General features: G+C 66.9%; 19 protein-coding genes and 1 pseudogene. 9 read left to right on the forward strand and 11 right to left on the reverse strand.

Features of this window, described 5'->3' with window-relative positions:
- Positions 1-51 precede the first annotated feature (51 nt).
- The 5 genes from ACSQ3Y_RS32200 (at position 52) to corA (ending at position 4,282) form a co-directional block, all read left to right on the forward strand.
- Positions 52-1,044 carry a DMT family transporter gene (locus ACSQ3Y_RS32200; protein WP_436180057.1) on the forward strand — a complete coding sequence of 331 codons (993 nt, stop codon included), beginning with the start codon at positions 52-54 and terminating at the stop codon, positions 1,042-1,044.
- Positions 1,045-1,064: 20 nt separating this feature from the next.
- On the forward strand, positions 1,065-1,784 hold the full coding sequence (gene tsaB / locus ACSQ3Y_RS32205; RefSeq protein ID WP_436180058.1) for a tRNA (adenosine(37)-N6)-threonylcarbamoyltransferase complex dimerization subunit type 1 TsaB: 720 nt from the start codon (positions 1,065-1,067) through the stop codon (positions 1,782-1,784).
- 16 nt (positions 1,785-1,800) lie between these two features.
- Positions 1,801-2,280, forward strand: coding sequence for a ribosomal protein S18-alanine N-acetyltransferase (gene rimI / locus ACSQ3Y_RS32210; protein WP_436180059.1), 480 nt, complete (start codon positions 1,801-1,803; stop codon positions 2,278-2,280).
- Positions 2,281-2,290: 10 nt separating this feature from the next.
- A complete protein-coding gene (locus ACSQ3Y_RS32215) occupies positions 2,291-3,091 on the forward strand; it encodes a uracil-DNA glycosylase family protein (RefSeq protein WP_436180060.1) in 801 nt (266 codons plus the stop codon).
- 204 nt (positions 3,092-3,295) lie between these two features.
- Positions 3,296-4,282, forward strand: a complete 987-nt coding sequence (gene corA / locus ACSQ3Y_RS32220) for a magnesium/cobalt transporter CorA (RefSeq protein WP_057200757.1) — start codon at positions 3,296-3,298, stop codon at positions 4,280-4,282.
- A 163-nt stretch (positions 4,283-4,445) separates the two neighbouring features.
- Here the strand turns inward: corA and ACSQ3Y_RS32225 are convergent, their stop codons facing one another.
- From ACSQ3Y_RS32225 to ACSQ3Y_RS32270, 10 genes are all read right to left on the reverse strand, one after another.
- Complete coding sequence (locus ACSQ3Y_RS32225; protein ID WP_436180061.1) at positions 4,446-5,189, reverse strand: 5'-methylthioadenosine/adenosylhomocysteine nucleosidase; 744 nt, start codon at positions 5,187-5,189, stop codon at positions 4,446-4,448.
- Positions 5,190-5,302: 113 nt separating this feature from the next.
- A complete protein-coding gene (locus tag ACSQ3Y_RS32230; protein WP_436180062.1) occupies positions 5,303-6,982 on the reverse strand; it encodes a long-chain-fatty-acid--CoA ligase in 1,680 nt (559 codons plus the stop codon).
- A gap of 153 nt (positions 6,983-7,135) precedes the next feature.
- A complete protein-coding gene (locus ACSQ3Y_RS32235; protein ID WP_436180063.1) occupies positions 7,136-8,560 on the reverse strand; it encodes an NAD(P)(+) transhydrogenase (Re/Si-specific) subunit beta in 1,425 nt (474 codons plus the stop codon).
- Positions 8,557-8,883, reverse strand: coding sequence for an NAD(P) transhydrogenase subunit alpha (locus ACSQ3Y_RS32240; RefSeq protein ID WP_057200753.1), 327 nt, complete (start codon positions 8,881-8,883; stop codon positions 8,557-8,559). The genes ACSQ3Y_RS32235 and ACSQ3Y_RS32240 overlap by 4 nt, the downstream gene beginning before the upstream one ends.
- A 23-nt stretch (positions 8,884-8,906) precedes the next feature.
- Entirely contained in the window at positions 8,907-9,452 is a 546-nt protein-coding gene (locus ACSQ3Y_RS32245; RefSeq protein WP_436180064.1) for a phenylacetic acid degradation protein, read from the reverse strand.
- 23 nt (positions 9,453-9,475) lie between these two features.
- Positions 9,476-10,189, reverse strand: coding sequence for a hypothetical protein (locus ACSQ3Y_RS32250; RefSeq protein WP_436180065.1), 714 nt, complete (start codon positions 10,187-10,189; stop codon positions 9,476-9,478).
- A complete protein-coding gene (locus tag ACSQ3Y_RS32255; protein ID WP_436180066.1) occupies positions 10,186-11,301 on the reverse strand; it encodes a Re/Si-specific NAD(P)(+) transhydrogenase subunit alpha in 1,116 nt (371 codons plus the stop codon). Before ACSQ3Y_RS32255 ends, ACSQ3Y_RS32250 begins: the two co-directional genes overlap by 4 nt.
- Before the next feature lie 190 nt (positions 11,302-11,491).
- Positions 11,492-12,556 carry a class II fructose-bisphosphate aldolase gene (gene fba, locus ACSQ3Y_RS32260; RefSeq protein ID WP_057200749.1) on the reverse strand — a complete coding sequence of 355 codons (1,065 nt, stop codon included), beginning with the start codon at positions 12,554-12,556 and terminating at the stop codon, positions 11,492-11,494.
- Positions 12,557-12,636: 80 nt separating this feature from the next.
- Entirely contained in the window at positions 12,637-13,998 is a 1,362-nt protein-coding gene (locus ACSQ3Y_RS32265; protein ID WP_057200843.1) for a histidine kinase dimerization/phospho-acceptor domain-containing protein, read from the reverse strand.
- Positions 13,999-14,063: 65 nt separating this feature from the next.
- Complete coding sequence (locus ACSQ3Y_RS32270) at positions 14,064-14,765, reverse strand: response regulator transcription factor (RefSeq protein WP_428003192.1); 702 nt, start codon at positions 14,763-14,765, stop codon at positions 14,064-14,066.
- A 139-nt stretch (positions 14,766-14,904) separates the two neighbouring features.
- Between ACSQ3Y_RS32270 and ACSQ3Y_RS32275 the strand changes: the two genes are divergently transcribed.
- Together ACSQ3Y_RS32275 and ACSQ3Y_RS32280 are read left to right on the forward strand one after the other, a co-directional pair.
- Positions 14,905-15,594, forward strand: coding sequence for a phosphatase PAP2 family protein (locus ACSQ3Y_RS32275; RefSeq protein ID WP_235514308.1), 690 nt, complete (start codon positions 14,905-14,907; stop codon positions 15,592-15,594).
- Positions 15,581-16,192, forward strand: coding sequence for a phosphatase PAP2 family protein (locus tag ACSQ3Y_RS32280; protein WP_428003191.1), 612 nt, complete (start codon positions 15,581-15,583; stop codon positions 16,190-16,192). Before ACSQ3Y_RS32275 ends, ACSQ3Y_RS32280 begins: the two co-directional genes overlap by 14 nt.
- A gap of 40 nt (positions 16,193-16,232) precedes the next feature.
- On the opposite strand, the gene pyk is transcribed toward ACSQ3Y_RS32280, so the two are convergent.
- Positions 16,233-17,669, reverse strand: coding sequence for a pyruvate kinase (pyk, locus tag ACSQ3Y_RS32285; RefSeq protein WP_057200747.1), 1,437 nt, complete (start codon positions 17,667-17,669; stop codon positions 16,233-16,235).
- Between the two features lie 312 nt (positions 17,670-17,981).
- Here pyk and ACSQ3Y_RS32290 point away from each other — a divergent pair, with 312 nt between their 5' ends.
- Positions 17,982-18,275 carry a DUF4148 domain-containing protein gene (locus ACSQ3Y_RS32290; RefSeq protein WP_145699468.1) on the forward strand — a complete coding sequence of 98 codons (294 nt, stop codon included), beginning with the start codon at positions 17,982-17,984 and terminating at the stop codon, positions 18,273-18,275.
- A 57-nt stretch (positions 18,276-18,332) separates the two neighbouring features.
- Positions 18,333-18,475: pseudogene (locus ACSQ3Y_RS32295) on the forward strand (DUF4148 domain-containing protein); the annotation flags it as partial.

An 18,475-nucleotide genomic window follows, 5' to 3' on the forward strand; every position in this document is an offset into this window, starting at 1 on the left:
GTCTATCGCCCACCACCGGCACGGCCTGCCCGGCCCGCCGATAATCCCCCGATGCGCTTCTCTCCCCGGGCCAAGGGCCTCCTGGCGGCCCTGGTCACCGTCACCCTCTGGACCAGCTTCATCGTGATCGCCCGCGCCTCGGCGCAGCGCACCCTCACCCCCCTGGACATCACGCTGCTGCGCATTGTGGGAGCCAGCCTGGTGCTGGTGCCCTGGGGCTGGTGGCTGGTGCGCCGGCGCCGTGCGCTGCTGGGTGCCAGCGCCCCCGCCTCCAGCCTGGCCGGCATCTCGCCGTTGCCGCTGACCACCACGGCTTTGCTGGGCATCTTCGGCGGGGTGCTGTACGCGGTGCTGGCCTACGCCGGCTTTTTTCACGCCCCGGCCACCCACGCCGCCGTGCTCATGCCCGGCAGCCTTCCCCTGTGGACAGCCTTGCTGGCGGTGGTCGTGCTGCACGACCGCATCACGCCCCTGCGCGCGATGGGCCTGGCGCTCATCGTGACCGGCGACCTGCTGGTGGGCGGGCGCAGCCTGCTGGCCGGCTTTGCGGGCGGTGATGTGTGGAAGGGGGACGTGCTCTTCATGCTGGCCGCCGCCAGCTGGGCCGCCTACAGCGTGCAGGCACGGCGCCTCGCCGTGGATGCGGTGCAGGCCACCATCGCCATCACGGCCTTTGCGCTGCTGGTGTACGCGCCGGTCTATGGGGTGCTGGTGGCGCTGGGCACGGTCTCCAGCCACCTGGGGCAGGCACCGTGGCGCGAGATCCTGTTCCAGTTGGTCTTCCAGGGCGGTGGCTCGGTGGTCATCTCGGGCATTGCCTTCACGCGCATGATCCAGCACTACGGCCCCGTGCGCAGCACCATGATCACGGCGCTGGTGCCCGGGCTGTCGGCCATCGGTGCGGTACTTCTGCTGGGCGAACCCCTGCACTGGAACCTGGGCGCGGGCCTGGCGCTCGTGACCACGGGTATCCTGCTGGGCGTGCTGCGCAAGAGCCCCGCGCCCGCCGCCCTGCCGCCCTCTTCGCCAAAATCCGCAGCCTGATGTCCCCGCCCGCCACTGCCATGAACCTGCTTGCCTTCGATACCAGCACCGATATCCTGTCCATTTCCGTGCAGCACGGGGACGTGGTGCTCGAGCACACGGGCCCTGGCGGCTCCCAGGCCTCGGCCACGCTGATTCCGGCCATCAACCGCCTGCTGGCAGAGGTCGGCTTGTCGTTCGCCACGCTGGACGCTATCGTGTTCGGCCGCGGCCCTGGTTCGTTCACAGGGTTGCGCACGGCCTGCGCCGTGGCCCAGGGCCTGGCCTTCGGGGCGCGCGGCGGCGCCGGTGTGCCCGTGCTGCCGGTGGACACCTTGCTGGCCGTGGCCGAAGAGGCGCGCCACCAGCATGGCTGCAGCCAGGTGGTGGCCGTGCTCGATGCACGCATGGACGAGGTCTACAGCGCCCGCTGCGAATGGCTGCCCACCGAAAACCGCTGGCTGGCCGATGCGGACTTCGGCCTGGGAGCGCCCGAGACCGTGCAAGTGCCTGCCGGCTGGAGCGTGGCCGGCAATGCGCACGCCCCCTATGGCGAGCGCCTGGCGCCCCTGGCCACGCATGTGCGGGCCCTGCCCACGGCCACCGCGCTGCTGCGCCTGTCCCCGGCCCTGCTGGCCGCAGGGGGGGCTGTGCCCGCCAGCGATGCCCTGCCGCGCTATATCCGCGATAAAGTGGCGAAAACCACGGCCGAGCGGGACGCGTTGCGCGCTGCCCAGGCGGCGGCTCCGACCAACCCCTGAACCAACGACTTCCGCCATGAGCGCCGTACCCACCCCGTCTGCGGATGCCCCCGAGGCGCGCCTGCAAGCCCTCACGCTGTCACAGCTCGATGCCGTGCTGGAGGTGGAGCAGCGCGCCTACACCCACCCCTGGACGCGGGGCAACTTCATCGATGCCATGGCCTCGCGCTACGAGTGCCAGTTGCTGATGGGCGGCGACCAGTTGCTGGGCTACTTCGTGGCCATGATGGGGGTGGACGAGGTGCACCTGCTGAACCTCACCGTCGCCCCTGAATTCCAGCGCCAGGGCTGGGCCCGCGTGCTGCTGGACGCACTCGCCCTGTGGTCGCGCGGCAAGGGCGCCCAGTGGCTGTGGCTGGAGGTGCGCGTGAGCAACCTGCGTGCCCAGCAGATCTATGAAACCCATGGCTTTCGCCGCGTGGGCGAGCGCAAGCGCTACTACCCGGCCTACCATGGCCAGCGCGAGGACGCGGTGGTCATGAGCCTGCCATTGTGAGAACCACCCCATGAGCCTTTCCCTCGATGCGCGCCAGCGCGCCATGCTGCAGGAGATGGGGGTGACCGTGTGGGCCCCCGGCGAGGCCACTGCGGCCCCGCCCGCCGCGGCCCTCGTGGCTGCCCCGGCCGCCCGTGCCGTGCCGGTGCACGGTGGCGCAGTGGCCACGGCAGCACGCCCCGCCCCGCAGGCGCCTGCCGCACCCCAGCCAGCGCAGGCGAACATCTCCGCACCGGCAGCGCCACGCGCACCCGCAGCCAGCACACCGGTGCCCCCGGCCGCTGCGGCAGCGGCCACCGGCCTCTCGCTCCACGCGCCCCAGGCGCTGTACCCCACGGCAGACCCGGCGCGCACGCCGGCAGGCCTGGGCAGCGGCTGGCTCATCGTGGCCGAAATCCCCCACCCCGCAGAGCCGCTGTCGGGTGATGCCGGCAAGCTGCTGGACAACATGCTGCGTGCCATGCAACTGCACCGCCACCCCCGGGTGTTCCTCGCGGCACTGCAGCGCGCGGCACCCGGTGGCCAGGATGGCAGTGGCAGCGATGCCGACGTGGCGGGGCAACTGGCCGAGGCCGTCGCCACGCTGCGCCCGGCCATGGTGCTGGTGCTCGGCCATGTGGCCGCCCGGGCCGCGCTGGCCAGCACCGAGCCCCTGGGCCGCATGCGCGCAGGGCCGCACACCCTGGCGGGCTGCCCGGCCGTGGTCACCTACGACCCGGCTTTCCTGCTGCGCTCGCAGGACAACAAGGCCGCCGCCTGGGCCGACCTCTGCCGGGCACTGGCCACCGTGCGGGCGGCTGCCACCCCCTGAAGCCGAGGTGGCGGGCCCACCCGCAGGCCCTGTCACAGACACACCGGTTGCCCGGTGCGATAATCCGGCGCTTGCATTTTTTAACGGAGAAAGCTCCTTGGAAACCTACCCGAGTTGGTAGCTTTCAGCTCCCCGGCCTGCCGTGGGGTTGAAAGCAACCCCTGAACCCCCACCGCAGACGCCAATTACCAAGGGAGTGAGCCCATGCTCAACATCTTTACGCTTGCCAATGGCCGGCTGTTCCAGGAAGAGATCGAATCTCTGGAAGAGCTCGCCAGGTTCCAGCCGATCTGGGTGGACCTGGAAGCCCCCACGCTCGAAGAGAAGCGCTGGATCAAGCAGCACTATGGCCTGTCCATCCCCGAGGATGCGATGGACGAGGACATCGAGGAGTCCGCCCGCTTCTACGAGGAAGACAACGGCGAGCTACACATCCGCAGCGACTTCCTGATCGACGACGACGAGAACCCGCGCTCGGTGCGCGTGGCCTTCATCCTGAACCAGCACAACGCCAACCTCAAGAGCCGGGGCGTGCTGTTCTCCATCCACGACGAGGACGTGCCCGTCTTTCGCCTGCTGCGCATGCGTGCGCGCCGCGCGCCGGGCCTCATCGAGGACGCCAAGGAGGTGCTGCTCAAGCTGTTCGACGCGGATGCCGAATACTCGGCCGACACGCTGGAGAACATCTACGACGAGCTCGAAGCGGTGAGCAAGCAGGTGCTGGCCGGCGATGTGACCGATACCCGTGCCGGCGAGGTGCTGGCCGCCATCGCACGCCAGGAAGACTTGAACGGCCGCATCCGCCGCAACGTGATGGACACCCGCCGGGCGGTGAGCTTCATGATGCGCAGCAAGATGCTCAACTCCGAGCAGTTCGAGGAGGCGCGCCAGATCCTGCGCGACATCGAGTCGCTGGACAACCACACGGCTTTCCTGTTCGACAAGATCAACTTCTTGATGGACGCCACGGTCGGTTTCATCAATATCAACCAGAACAAGATCATCAAGATCTTCTCGGTGGCCAGCGTGGCACTGCTGCCACCCACGCTGATCGCCAGCGTCTACGGCATGAACTTCCAATTCATGCCCGAGCTTACGTGGACCTACGGCTATGCCTATGGCATTGCACTGATGGTGGCGAGCGCGGTGGTGCCCATGTGGTATTTCCGCAGGCGGGGCTGGTTGAAGTAGCCCCCCTGTGGCGCTGCGCGCCTTCCCCCCCGAGGGGGGACGCCTCCGGTGGACCGGCAAAGCCGGATCCACGGTGGCGCTGGTATTTGCACTTCAGGCGCTGCGCGCCTTGGTGCGACCGAGCAGTGGTTGAATCAACGCCTGCTCCCGTGGATCTATCAGGTCACAGCACTCGCATCAGAGCCTGCGTCATGTGCTCTGCATAGCGGCTGGCGACGGTCTGGACGAAGTGGGCGAAGTCGACGTGGGCGGTGTCGTCGGCGCGGTCGGAGATGGTGCGGATGGCGGCGAAGGGGATCGCGTAGTCCAGGCAGACCTGGGCCACGGCGGCGCCTTCCATTTCGACGGCGAGTGCGTTGTGGCCAGCCAGGCCCAGGCCTTCGCGCAATTGCCGGGCTTCCTGGGCGCTGGAGACGAAGCGGTCGCCGCTGGCGACCAGGCCGTGGTGCACGCGGTGCGCCCCATCATCCAGGCCCGGCAGGCGGCCGGCGCCGGACAGGCAGTTGCGGGCCGCGTCCCGCAGCAGGGTGGACAGGTGCGCATCACAGTCCAGCCGCGTGCGCGCATAGCCAGGCAGCTCCCAACGCGGGAACAGCGGCGAGGCGTCCATGTCGTGCTGCACAAAAGTCTCTGCCACCACCACATCACCCACGTTCACACCATCCCCCAGGCCACCGGCCACGCCGGTGAAGACGATGCGCGCCACGCCGAAATGCTCGATGAGGGCAGTGGCCGTGGTCGCAGCGGCCACCTTGCCGATGCCCGAGAGCGCCAGCACCACGGGCCGTTCGCACAGCTCGCCGCGCCAGAAGGAGCGGCCGGCATGGGTGAGGCGCTGGGCACGCTCGAGCCGGGCAACGAGGCTGGCCTGCTCTTCGGGCAGGGCGCTGAGGATGGCAGTGGTCATGGAACTTCGGGCAAAAAGGAAAGGGGCCTGCGGCTGGTGCGATTATTCCAGCCGCAGGCCCTCTTGGACCACTCGCTCCAGGCACCGGATCGTGGCGCCACGAGGGAGCTTGCCTACTTCTTGTCGCGCAGCTCGCGGCGCAGGATCTTGCCCACGGGGGTCTTGGGCAGCTCGGTGCGGAACTCGATCACGCGCGGCTGCTTGTAGCCCGTGAGGTTGGCCTTGCAGTACTCCTTGACCTGGGCCTCGGTGAGCGACGGGTCCTTCTTCACGATGACCAGCTTGACGGCTTCACCGGTCTTCTCGTCGGGCACGCCGACCACGGCGCATTCGAGCACGCCAGGGCAGTTGGCGACCACTTCCTCGACCTCGTTGGGGTAGACGTTGAAGCCGCTGACCAGCACCATGTCCTTCTTGCGGTCCACGATCTTGAAGTAGCCGCGCTCATCCATGATGCCGATGTCGCCGGACTTGAAGTAGCCGTCGTCCGTCATGACCTTGGCGGTCTCGTCAGGGCGCTGCCAGTAACCGGCCATCACCTGTGGGCCCTTGATGGCGATCTCGCCGGGCTGGCCCAGCGTGGTGACCTCGTTGCCTTCGTCGTCCAGCAGCTTCATCGACGTGCCGGGAATCGGAACGCCAATGGTGCCGGTGTATTCCTTGGCCGTCACGGGGTTGCAGCTGGCCGAGGGGCTGGTTTCCGACAGGCCGTAGCCCTCGCAGATGGGGCAGCCGGTCTTTTCAAGCCACAGCTTGGCCACGGCGCCCTGTACCGCCATGCCACCGCCCACCGAGACCTTGAGGTTCTTCCAGTTGACGGTATTGAAGTCGGGGTGGTTGGCCAGGCCATTGAACAGCGTGTTCACGGCCGGGAAGCTGTGGAAGGTGTGCTTGGACAGTTCCTTGAGCACGGCGGGCAGGTCGCGCGGATTGGGGATCAGGATGGTCTTGCCGCCCGTGCGCATGGACAGCATCATGTTCACGGTGAACGCGAAGATGTGGTACAGCGGCAGTGCGCAGACGCTGGTGGGCTGCTCGCCCGAGGGCACCTTGGCCATCACGGGTGCGTTCCAGGCCTCGGACTGCAGCACGTTGGCGAGCACGTTGCGGTGCAGCAGCACGGCGCCCTTGCTCACGCCGGTGGTGCCGCCGGTGTACTGCAAGAGGGCGATGTCGTCGGGGCGGATGTCGGGCTTCTTGAAGCTGCCGCGCGTACCGCGGGCCACCGCGTCGTTGAAGCGCACGGCGCCGGGCAGGTCATAGGTGGGCACCATCTTCTTGACGTTGCGCACCACGTAGTTCACCAGCGTGCCCTTGAGCAGGCCCAGCTGGTCGCCCATGGCCGCCAGCACCACGTGCTTGACGGGGGTGTTGGCGATGCACTGCTGCAGCGTGCTGGCAAAGTTCTCGATGATGACGATGGCCTTGGCGCCCGAGTCCTTGAGCTGGTGTTCCAGTTCGCGCGGGGTGTACAGCGGGTTCACGTTGACCACCACGAAGCCGGCACGCAGGATAGCCGCTACCGTCACGGGATACTGCGGCACATTGGGCATCATGATGGCGACGCGGTCGCCCTTGACCAGGCCCAGGCCCTGCAGGTAGGCCGCAAAGGCCGCGCTCAGCGAGTCGGTCTGGGCGTAGCTCACGTCCTTGCCCATGAAGCTGTAGGCCACACGGCTGGCGTACTTGCTGAACGCCTCGTCCATCAGCGCGACGAGCGAGGGGTACTGCGTGGTATCGATATCGGCGGGAACGCCTTGCGGATAGGCGGCCAGCCAGGGGCGGTCGGTCATGGTGCGTGTCTCTCCAAACTTCTCATTGCAATGGAACCCCGGCATTGTCTCTGCCGGTGCGGGTTCCGTGGGTGGTTAGTTTCCCCTATGCAGCAGGGCTTTTGCCGTAGCATCTGAAGGGTCTTTCGCCGCGGGGAGGACTGCTCGATGGGCTTACTCGATGGCCTTGCCGATGTCCTCGACGACCTTCTTGGCATCGCCGAAGACCATCATGGTCTTGTCCATGTAGAACAGCTCGTTGTCCAGGCCGGCATAGCCTGCGGCCATGGAGCGCTTGTTCACGATCACGGTCTTGGCCTTGTAGGCCTCCAGGATGGGCATGCCGTAGATCGGGCTGCCCTTGGTGTGGGCGGCGGGGTTCACCACGTCGTTGGCACCGAGGATGATGGCCACGTCGGCCTGGCCGAACTCGCCATTGATGTCCTCCATCTCGAACACCTGGTCGTACGGCACCTCGGCTTCGGCAAGCAGCACGTTCATGTGGCCGGGCATGCGTCCGGCCACGGGGTGGATGGCGTACTTCACCGTCACGCCCCTCTCGGTGAGCTTGGCGGCCAGTTCCTTGACCGCATGCTGGGCGCGCGCCACGGCCAGGCCATAGCCGGGCACGATGACCACGGTCTCGGCATTGCCCAGCACGAAAGCCGCGTCGTCGGCGCTGCCGCTCTTGACCGGGCGCTGCTCCTTGGCTCCGCCCGCTGCAGTGGCGGTGTCGCCGCCAAAACCGCCCAGTATCACGTTGAAGAACGAGCGGTTCATGGCCTTGCACATGATGTAGCTCAAGATCGCGCCTGAGCTGCCCACCAGCGAGCCGGCAATGATCAGCATCGAGTTGTTGAGCGAGAAGCCAATGCCCGCTGCTGCCCAGCCCGAGTAGCTGTTGAGCATGGAGACCACCACCGGCATGTCGGCACCGCCAATGGGGATGATGATCAGCACGCCCAGAATGAAGCCGAGCGCGATCACCAGCACGATGTCGAGCCAGCTTTGCGAATGCCAGAAACCGAAGCAGAAGAACAGCACGGCCAGGCCCAGCACCAGGTTGAGCTTGTGCTGCCCCGGGAACTGCACCGGCGCGCCCTGGAACAGGCGGAACTTGTACTTGCCCGAGAGCTTGCCGAAGGCAATGACCGAGCCGCTGAAGGTGACGGCGCCGATGAAGGCCCCCAGGGCCAGCTCGATGCGGTTGCCGCCGGGGATGGGCGCATCCTTGGGCACGATGGAGAAAGCCCAGGGCTCGGCCACCACGGCCACCGCGATGCACACCGCTGCCAGGCCGATCATGCTGTGCATGAAGGCCACGAGCTCGGGCATCTTGGTCATCTCGACCCGGTTGGCCATGATGGCGCCGGCCGCGCCGCCGACCACCAGGGCGCCGAGCACATAGACCATGCCCTGCGCCTTGCCGCCCGACAGCTCCACGATGAGCGCGGCGGTGGTGAGCACGGCAATCGCCATGCCCGTCATGCCGAAGACATTGCCGCGGATCGAGGTCGTCGGGTGCGACAGCCCCTTGAGCGCCTGGATGAAGCAGACGCTGGCCACCAGGTACAGCAGCGTGACGAGGTTCATGCTCATGCCTGGCCTCCTTCAGCCTTGGGGGCGGCTTTCTTTTCCTTCTTCTTGAACATCTCGAGCATGCGGCGCGTCACAAGGAAGCCGCCGAACACGTTGACCGCGGCCAGCGCCACGGCCAGCACGCCCATGCTCTTGCCCAGCGTGGTCTCGGTGAGGGCAGCGGCCAGCATGGCGCCCACGATGACGATGGCAGAGATGGCATTGGTCACCGCCATCAGGGGCGTGTGCAGCGCGGGCGTGACCGTCCAGACCACGTGGTAGCCCACGTAGATGGCCAGCACGAAGATGATGAGGTTGATGAGTGTGGGAGAGACGGCATCCATGGAAATGTGTCCTTCAATTGGCGTTAGGTTCCGGCAGACCAGGGGCCTTTGGCGGCATTCTTCTTGGCGAAATAGGCATCCACAGCGTCGATCAGCTGCTGCTGGGCCGCGTTGATGGGCGGCTCGATCAGAGCTGCCGATCGCATCACGGTCTTGAGCGTTTGCACGTGGTAATCGGTGAACTTGTCGGCGCTGCGCGCCAGCACCTCGGGCAGCTCGGAGAGCGCCAGGGCGCGGTTGCGCAGCAGGTGCGCGCTGGCCACCCAGAGGTTGCCGGCATCGACATCGGTCAGCGCCAGGTGGTCGCGCAGCAGCGCCTGCACACCGGTCTTTTGCTGCACGGTGATGGCGCCGGTGGTCTGCACGGTGGCCAGGGCCAGCACGGCGACCACGTCGACCGGGTGGTCGAGCGCGTAGAGCGGTGGTGTCATCACCTTCTTGCGCCAGGCGCGCCGGTGGAAGAAGGTCAGCGGGTTGAGCCAGCCCACGTCGATGCCGAAGCGCCGCAGGGCCTCCATGGCCATCGTGAAGGTGATGACCAGGCCCAGGATTTGCAGAATGATCCCCATGTTCCGTGCCTCCCTTGGCTTTTTTATTGGGGCAGTGCAGCGGGGAAAGGCGGCACTGCCAGGAATCCATCCATCATGCCGACGCTCACGCGTGCGGCGCGGGCCATCTGCTGGCTCCATGCCTCGGCCGGCATGCCAGCGCGCAGGTAATCGGTCGTGTTGCCTGCCGGCAGCTTCAGCAGGCGCAAGTCCACCAGGGCATTCACCTCGATGTAGGCGCCGCCCTCGGTGGCATAGCGGTAGTTCAGGTGCGAGTAGGGCTGCGCCAGCGCGGCGCCCCGCTCATTCACCCAGCGGACCAGGCCAGGGTGGGCCTTTTCCATGAAGCGGTCACTGGTGTGGGCCCAGCGCTTGAAGCGCAGGCAGTCCACGCGCACGGGGCTGCCCGCAGCAGCGTCCTGCACCCACAGGCCCTGCTCCTGGCTGCAGGAAGCCGTCCACAGGGTGCGGTCGCGCGGGTCGCTGCGCTGGTGGGATTGCACCAGCATCACCGCCAGCACTTCGTTGCGGGCACCGCGCAGTGCCACGGCACGGGTCTGCAAGGGCACGTGGGCGGGCGGCGGCAGTGCCAGGAGGGTCTCGTCGAAGCTGCCCAGGTCTTCCCAGGCCGAGGAGGGCAGCACCACGCGCGTACGCCCGGCGCTGAACTCGGCCGGGCCGGCGGGCATGGGGGCACAGGCGGAAAGAACGGCCAGCGCTGCCGCGGCAGCCAGCAGGCAGGACAACAGGTGCCTCATGCGCGCTTCACCGTGCCTTCGTGGGCCATCAGGCAGGCGGCCACGATGTCGTCCTGCAGGTCCATGTGCAGGGCGCCTTCCTTGTTGATGATGAGCTTGAGGAAGTCGAGCACATTGCGTGCGTACAGCGACGAGGCATCGGCCGCCACCAGGGCCGGCAGATTGGTCTCGCCCACCAGCGTCACGCCGTGCTTGACGACGGTCTGGCCAGGCTCTGTGAGCGGGCAGTTGCCGCCCTGAGGGGCGGCGATGTCGACGATCACCGAGCCGGCCTTCATGGACCTGACCATGTCCTCGGTCACCAGCACGGGGGCTGCGCGGCCGGGGATCAGGGCGGTGGTGATGACCACGTCGGCCTGGGCCACGCGCTTGGCCACCTCGGCCTTCTGGCGGTCGAGCCAGCTTTGCGGCATGGGGCGGGCATAGCCGCCCACGCCTTCGGCGGCGTCCTTTTCTTCCTGGGTCTCGTAGGGCACGTCGATGAACTTGCCACCCAGCGATTCGACCTGCTCCTTGACGCTGGGGCGCACGTCCGACGCCTCGATCACGGCGCCCAGGCGCTTGGCCGTGGCAATCGCCTGCAGGCCCGCCACGCCCACGCCCAGGATCACCACGCGCGCCGCCTTCACGGTGCCGGCGGCGGTCATGAGCATGGGGAAGAAGCGCTGGTAGCGGTCGGCGGCGATCATCACGGCCTTGTAGCCGGCGATGTTGGCCTGCGAGGACAGCACGTCCATGCTCTGGGCACGCGTGGTGCGCGGTGCGGCTTCGAGCGCATAGGCCGTCACGCCGGCCGTGGCCAGCCGCTGCAGGCCGGCGGCATCGAAGGGGTTGAGCATGCCTACCACGGTGGTGCCAGCACGCAGGCGCGGTGCTTCGGCCTCGGACGGGCAGCGCACCTTGAGCAGCAGGTCGGCGCCCCAGGCGCCAGCGGCATCGGTGATCTCGGCACCGGCGGCCTCGTAGGCTGCGTCGGTGACGCTGGCGGCAATGCCGGCACCGGCCTCGATGCGCAGGGTATGGCCCTGGGCCTTGAGTTTCTTGACCGTCTCGGGCGTCACCGCGACCCGGGTCTCTCCGGCCATGGACTCTGCAGGCACACCAATCAGCATGTCGTCTCCTTGCTCAGGGGTAAGGTCAGTGGAATTACTTACTTGCTGACCATGAGCTTACATGAAGAAACTTTGATGCCCGCCGCTTTCGCCTGATGTAGAGAGAACTCCCCATCGCAAAGGAGACACTTCGGGCAAGAAAAAAGCCCGCGAGCGCATGGCTGGCGGGCTTTGCGGGGGCGGAACCGGGTCAGTGCACGACCTGGGCCAGTGTGCCGGCGGCGTACTGCCGGGCCACCTGCTGCAGGCTCAGGCCCTTGATCTTGGAACCCTGGCCTTCGCAGCCGAATTCGAGGTAGCGGGCCTTGCAGACCTGCTTGGCGGCTTCGCGTGCGGGCTTGAGCCATTCGCGCGCGTCGAACTTGTCGGGGTTTTCGGCCAGGAACTTGCGCACCGCACCGGTCATGGCCAGGCGGATGTCGGTGTCGATGTTGATCTTGCGCACGCCGTACTTGATGGCCTCCTGGATCTCCTCGACCGGCACGCCGTAGGTCTCCTTCATCTTGCCGCCGTACTGGTTGATGATGGCCAACAGCTCGGCAGGCACCGAGGAGGAGCCGTGCATCACCAGGTGGGTGTTGGGAATGCGCTTGTGGATTTCCTTGACGCGGCTGATGGCCAGGATGTCGCCCGTGGGCTTGCGGCTGAACTTGTAGGCGCCATGGCTGGTGCCGATGGCAATGGCCAGGGCGTCGAGCTGCGTGGCCTTCACGAACACGGCGGCTTCCTCGGGGTCGGTCAGCATCTGGCTGTGGTCGAGCTTGCCTTCGGCGCCGATGCCGTCTTCCTCTCCGGCTTCACCGGTTTCCAGGTTGCCCAGGCAGCCCAGTTCGCCTTCCACGGTGACGCCGACCTTGTGCGCCATGTCGACCACCTTGCGGGTCACTTCCATGTTGTATTCAAAAGACGAGGGGGTCTTGCCGTCTTCCATCAGCGAGCCGTCCATCATCACCGAGCCGAATCCCAGGTCGATGGCGCCCGCGCAGATCTTGGGCGAGGTGCCGTGGTCCTGGTGCATCACCAGGGGAATGTGCGGGAAGGCTTCGACGGCGGCCTGAATCAGGTGCTTGATGAAGGGCTCGCCGGCGTACTTGCGTGCGCCTGCGCTGGCCTGCAGGATCACTGGTGCACCCACCTCGTCGGCGGCCGCCATCACGGCCTGGACCTGTTCCAGGTTGTTGACGTTGAAGGCGGGGATGCCGTAGCTGTTGGCAGCGGCGTGGTCGAGCAGTTCGCGCATCGAGACGAGGGGCATGGTCGTGAGGTCCGTTCAGGGTTGATGGGGCGCCATGGATACAGGCAGTTGGCGGTGGTAACCGCTTGGTAACCCTGATTTTACCCGGCCGTCGCCACCGGCGTTGCGGCGAATTCCAGCCGGTAGCAGGTGGTAAAGGGCGCAGGAGCCGGTGCAGGCCCGAAATGCGCGCCGTGTGCTTCAGCCACCCGGCGTACGATCTCGTGCCCCAGGTGCAGGCTGTCCGCCGGTCGCACAGCACGCTGAGACCCTGGGCCGCTGGCACCGTCGTCACAGACCTGGAACCATGCGGCGCCGGAATCGGTAAACCCCATCTGCACAGCGATGCGTGTGCCCTCGGGGGTGTGCTTGAGGGCGTTCTCCAGCAGGTTGCGCAGCGCCAGGTCGAGCAGCACGGAATGGCCCAGCACGGCCACCTGCTCCGGCCCGGCCAGTGCGATCTCGTCGCCCCGCTGCCAGGCGGCCTGGGCGTAGTCGGCGCACACCGCCCGGCCAATGGCGGCCAGGTCCAGCGGCGCCTTGGCGTCGTGCAGTTCGGCCCGGCTGGCACGTGCCAGTGCCAGCAACTGATTGAGCACATGGCCGGCGCGCAGGGCGTCCTGCCCGATGCGCGCCACGGCCTGCGCCTGTCCGTCCGCGTCGAGTCCCTTGCCGAGGGCGCCGGCCTGCAGCGCAATCGACGACAGGGGCGTGCGCAGCTCATGCGCCACCTCGTTGGCCAAGCGGCGCTCGCGCGCTAGCATGGCCTGCTGGCGTTCCAGCAAGGTGTTGATGGAGGCCACCACCGACTCGAACTCGCTCCATGCATGGCGCGTGGTCAGGCGCCCGGCACTCGCGGGGTCGAGCACCGCGACATCCCGCGAGAGGTCGTACAACGGCCGCAGGCCCCTGCGGATCGCCAGCCCCAGCGCAATGGCCACGACCGGCAACAACCACAGCCCTGGCTCGACCATTTGCTCGGCAATGTCCTGCGCCAGTTCGTCCCGCTCGCGCAATTCCAGCAGCACCATGATCTTCCGATCCTTGGCCGCATCCCACTGTGAAAAACTGCGCCACATGGACCCCTTGGCTCCCAGGGTGAGATTGGCAAAACCCTCGCTGGCGCTGAAGGGGGGCTCGGGCGCGCTACCGCTCAAGGCCAGCAGCCGCCCCTGCGCGTCCCACTGCACGACGCTGATCGACTGCTGGTAGTCATGGGCCTTGAGCCACGGCGTGGCCGTCCGCTCGGTCATCTGAGGCCCGGCCACGGCCTCGGTGGCGCGCAGGTTGAGCAACAGCGCCGCCACGCTGGCCAGGTGGCCGTCGGTCAGCTCATCGGCTTCGTGGACACCGGTCTGGTAGCCCAGATACACGAAGCTGCCCCACACCAGCGCCAGAGCGCCCAGCGACCACAGCAACAACTGCCGTGTCAACGAGGACCGCCTGGACCTTGGCCCCTGGATCAGGGCAGGGGTCACTGCACCGCGCAACGCGGTACCTGCTGGCTCTGCGCGGCCCGGCGCGCCGCTCATGGCTCCTCCTGGGGCATGAAGTAACCGACCCCGCGCATGGTCTGGATGCAATCACTGCCCAGCTTGCGGCGCAGGTGGTGGATATGGACCTCCACCGCATTGCTCTCGATCGCCGCATCCCAGCCATACAGCCGCTCTTCGATCTGCTGGCGCGACAGGACGCGCCCCTTGGCGTCCAGCAGCACCTGCAGCACCGAAAACGCCCTGGGCGATACGTCCACCGGCTTGCCCGACTGGCGGATCGTGCGGGCAGCCGGATCGAGCTCGATGTCACCATACCGGACGGTCGGCGATGCCCTGCCCGCTGCACGGCGCAACAAGGCGCGCAGGCGCGCATCCAGCTCATCCACGTCGAAGGGCTTGACCAGGTAGTCGTCCGCACCCTGGTCCAGCCCTGCGATGCGCTGGTAGATCTGGTCGCGTGCGGTGACGATGAGCACCGGCGTGGCCGGGTCCGGAAGTACAGGGGTAGAGGACGCACCAGGCGCCGGACTCAGGCGCAGGCGGCGCAGCAGATCGCTGCCATCGCCATCGGCAAGCCCCAGGTCCAGGAGCACCGCATCAAAACGCTCCGCACGCAGCGCCGCCCAGGCTCCGGCCAAACCATCGCACACGTCCACTGCATAGCCGCGCTGCAGCAGGTTGGTGCGCAGGCCACTGGCAATGCCGGCATCGTCTTCGACCACGAGTATTCGCATGGGCCCATTGTCGCCGGGCCAGGCGGCCACCGCCAGGGCATTAAGACGGGGTTAAGTGCCGGCTTTTATGTTCCACGCCATGCAAGCCGCCCCCACCCCATCCCATCGCACCGCCTCCTCGCTTCAGCGCAACGCATTCATGTGGACTCTTGCCCTGCTGGTTGGCGTGGCCGCATGGGATGTGCTGGGGCAGGATCTCACGCTGGCGCATGCCTTTGGCGACTCCACAGGTTTCCCCTGGCGCGACCAGTGGTTCTTCGTGCACGTGCTCCATGAAGGCGCACGCCGCCTGGGCTGGGTGCTGGTGCTGCTGCTGGCGTTGAGTGTGTGGTGGCCCAGGGGCGTACTGCGGCGCATCGACGCAAGTGAGCGGCTGCAGATGGCCCTCAGTGCACTGCTGGCACTGGCAGTGGTCAGCATCGCCAAGAACCTCAGCGCCACGAGCTGCCCCTGGGATCTGTCCGAGTTCGGCGGTGTCGCGCGCTATGCATCGCACTGGGCCTGGGGCGTACTCGACGGGGGCGGTGGCCGTTGCTTTCCCGCCGGCCACGCTTCCGCCGGGTTTGCATTCGTCGGCGGCTACTTTGCGCTGCGCCGCAAGCAACCCACCGCCGCACGCTGGTGGCTGGCCGGTTCACTGCTGGCGGGCCTGATTCTGGGTTTGGCCCAGCAGGTCAGAGGCGCTCATTTCATGAGCCACACCCTTTGGACGGGCTGGCTGTGCTGGACCACCGGTTGGCTGTGCGACCTGGCAATGTCCAGCTTGCGCCCTCGCCTGCAGTTCTCTCACTCATTGCCCGCAGAGGAGTCCTCCCATGCTGCCTCTTGAGCTCGACTTGTTCCAGTCGCTGAATGCCAGCGTGGATACCCCTGCGGGCGTGGTGGCGGCTGCCCGCTGGATATCCCAATCACTGCCACTGGCCATGGCTGCGTGGCTTGCGGCCATCGTGGCCCTGGGGACAGGCCGGCAGCGGCGCGCCGTATTGAGTGCATTTGCAGGCATGGCGCTGGCGTGGGTGGGCGCACAAGCGCTGCGCCATGGCGTTCAGGCCCCGCGACCAGCCCAGTTGGGACTGGGCATGCAATGGATCGATCACGCCGCCCGGGCGGGTTTTCCGAGCCTGCATGCAGCAGGCGCTTTTGCACTGGCTGCGGCCCTGTCACTGGGCCGGATGCCATGGGCGGCTGGCGTGGCATGGACCGCCGCGCTGGCCATCGCCTGGAGCCGCGTCTGCCTGGGCGTGCATTTCCCGTCCGACGTGCTGGCGGGTGCACTCACCGGAATGCTGGGCGCCTGGGCCGCCCATCGCGCAGGGTTGGCACTGGACGGCTTTCGGACAGAGGCCATCGGCAGCGCAGCCCTGCTGCAGCAAGGGCCGCTCTTGCCGCGAGTGCCGGCCGCGGAACGCCACGAGAGCGAACGGTGAAGCGCAGCGGCAGGCCTGGAGGCCTGCCGCCAGGACCTGCTCAGCTCGCGCGGCAGATCTTCAGCATGTTGGTGCCACCCGGCGCCCCCATGGGCTCGCCGCAGGTAATGGCGTAGACGTCGCCCTTCTGCACGATGTTGCGCGTCTTGAGGTGGCCTTCGGCCTGCTCCAGCGCGGTGTCGCGGTCAGCGCTGGTATCCATCAGCAGCGGGCGCACATTGCGGTACATGGCCATCTTGCGCTGCGTGGCCACCTTGGGCGTGAGGGCGTAGATGGGGATGTGGATGCGGTGGCGGCTCATCCACAGCGCCGTGGCGCCACTGTCGGTCATGGCCACAATGGCCTTGGCGCCCAGGTGGTGGGCCGTGAACAGCGCGCCCATGGCAATGGACTGGTCGATGCGGCCAAAGGTCTGGCCGGTGAAGTCGGCGTCCAGCGGGTGGTCTTCGGCGGCTTCGGCGGCGGCGCAGATAGTGGCCATCTCCATCACCGTTTCCAGCGGGTACTTGCCGGCTGCGGTCTCGGCACTGAGCATCACGGCATCGGTTCCATCGAGCACGGCGTTGGCCACGTCGCTGACCTCGGCGCGCGTGGGCACGGGGTTGGTGATCATGCTCTCCATCATCTGCGTGGCGGTGATCACGACCTTGTCCAGGTCGCGCGCCATGCGGATCATCTTCTTTTGCAGCGCTGGCACCGCCGCGTTGCCGACTTCCACGGCCAGGTCACCACGGGCCACCATGATGCCGTCGCTCACGCGCAGGATGGCTTCCAGGTGCGGGATGGCCTCGGCGCGCTCGATCTTGGCGATCAGGCCCGGCTTGTGGCGGTACTCGGAGGCCGCCACGTTGCACAGCTGGCGCGCCATCTCCATGTCGGTCGCGTTCTTGGGAAAGCTCACGGCCACGTAGTCGGCCTGGAAGCTCATCGCGGTGCGGATGTCCTCCATGTCCTTGGCCGTGAGGGCCGGCGCCGTGAGGCCGCCGCCCTGCTTGTTGATGCCCTTGTTGTTGGACAGCTCGCCACCGATCTTCACGGTGGTGAGCACCTCTTCGCCGCGCACGGCATCGACGGTGAGCACGATCAGGCCGTCGTTGAGCAGCAGCACGTCACCGGCCTTCACGTCGCGCGGCAGCTCCTTGTAGTCGAGCCCCACGCCATCGTTGTCACCGGGCTCGGTGCGCGAGGCATCGAGCACGAACGGGGCGCCCGACACCAACTGCACCTTGCCCTCGGCAAACTTGCCGACGCGGATCTTGGGGCCCTGCAGGTCGGCCATGATGGCCACCTCGCGCCCCGCACGCTGGGCAGCGGCGCGCACGGTGGTGGCCCGGTCGATGTGGTCCTGCGCCTTGCCATGGCTGAAGTTCAGGCGCACCACATTGACGCCCGCACGGATCATCGCCTCCAGCAGTTGCGGATCGCTCGATGCGGGGCCCAGGGTGGCAACGATCTTGGTGGCGCGGCGGGTTTGCATGGGCTTGTCTCTTTCGTCGGTTATGTAATCGAATTTCAATTTTCACACGAAAGCGGTTACATGCCGATTACCAGCCGGCTGGCCGGGCCAATCGACTGGGCGCTGCGCAGGGATGCTGGGCTGCCGAACACGCCCGACTGTTTCCAAAACTGGAACAGTCAGTTCGCGACTGGGTGGTTTTTCTTTGATCACCTGCGGCGTACAGTTCAACCCATCGATGAGCCGAACCCGCAAGGCGACTCACCGAACCCGGTTCGAAGTTGTTTTTGTCCCGGTTTTTATGAGCCGCTTCTTTTATTCAAGGATTTCATCATGAACACGACCGCACGCTTCCTCTCCATCGCCGCTGTTGCCGCTTTCGCTTCTTTCGGTGCCCAAGCCGACGAAGCCGATGCTTCGCAATTCGCCACCAAGTTCGAAACCAACCGCACCCGCGCAGAAGTGGCTGCTGAAGCCGCTACCGTGGCCCAGACCCGCAGCATCGAGCCTGCTGGTTCGCGTGTGGTGACGTACAAGTCCACCGCCGACCGTGCTGCCGTGCGTGCCCAGGCTGCCGATGCCGTGCGCACCGGCCAGATCTCTTCCGGCGAAATCGGAGCGCTGTAAGCCGCCCCGGATTGAACTGACCCCCTACCCCCAATCAAATCAAGAATCGAGATCATCATGAACAAGACCGCACGTTTCCTCTCCCTGGCCGCTGTTGCCGCTTTCGTTTCCTTCGGTGCCCAGGCTGACGAAGCCGATGCTTCGCAGTTCGCCACCAAGTTCGAAACCCAACGCACCCGTGCCGAAGTGGCTGCTGAAGC

The sequence above is a fragment of the Acidovorax sp. LjRoot66 genome (assembly GCF_964253305.1).
Classification (GTDB): Bacteria; Pseudomonadota; Gammaproteobacteria; order Burkholderiales; family Burkholderiaceae_C; genus Acidovorax.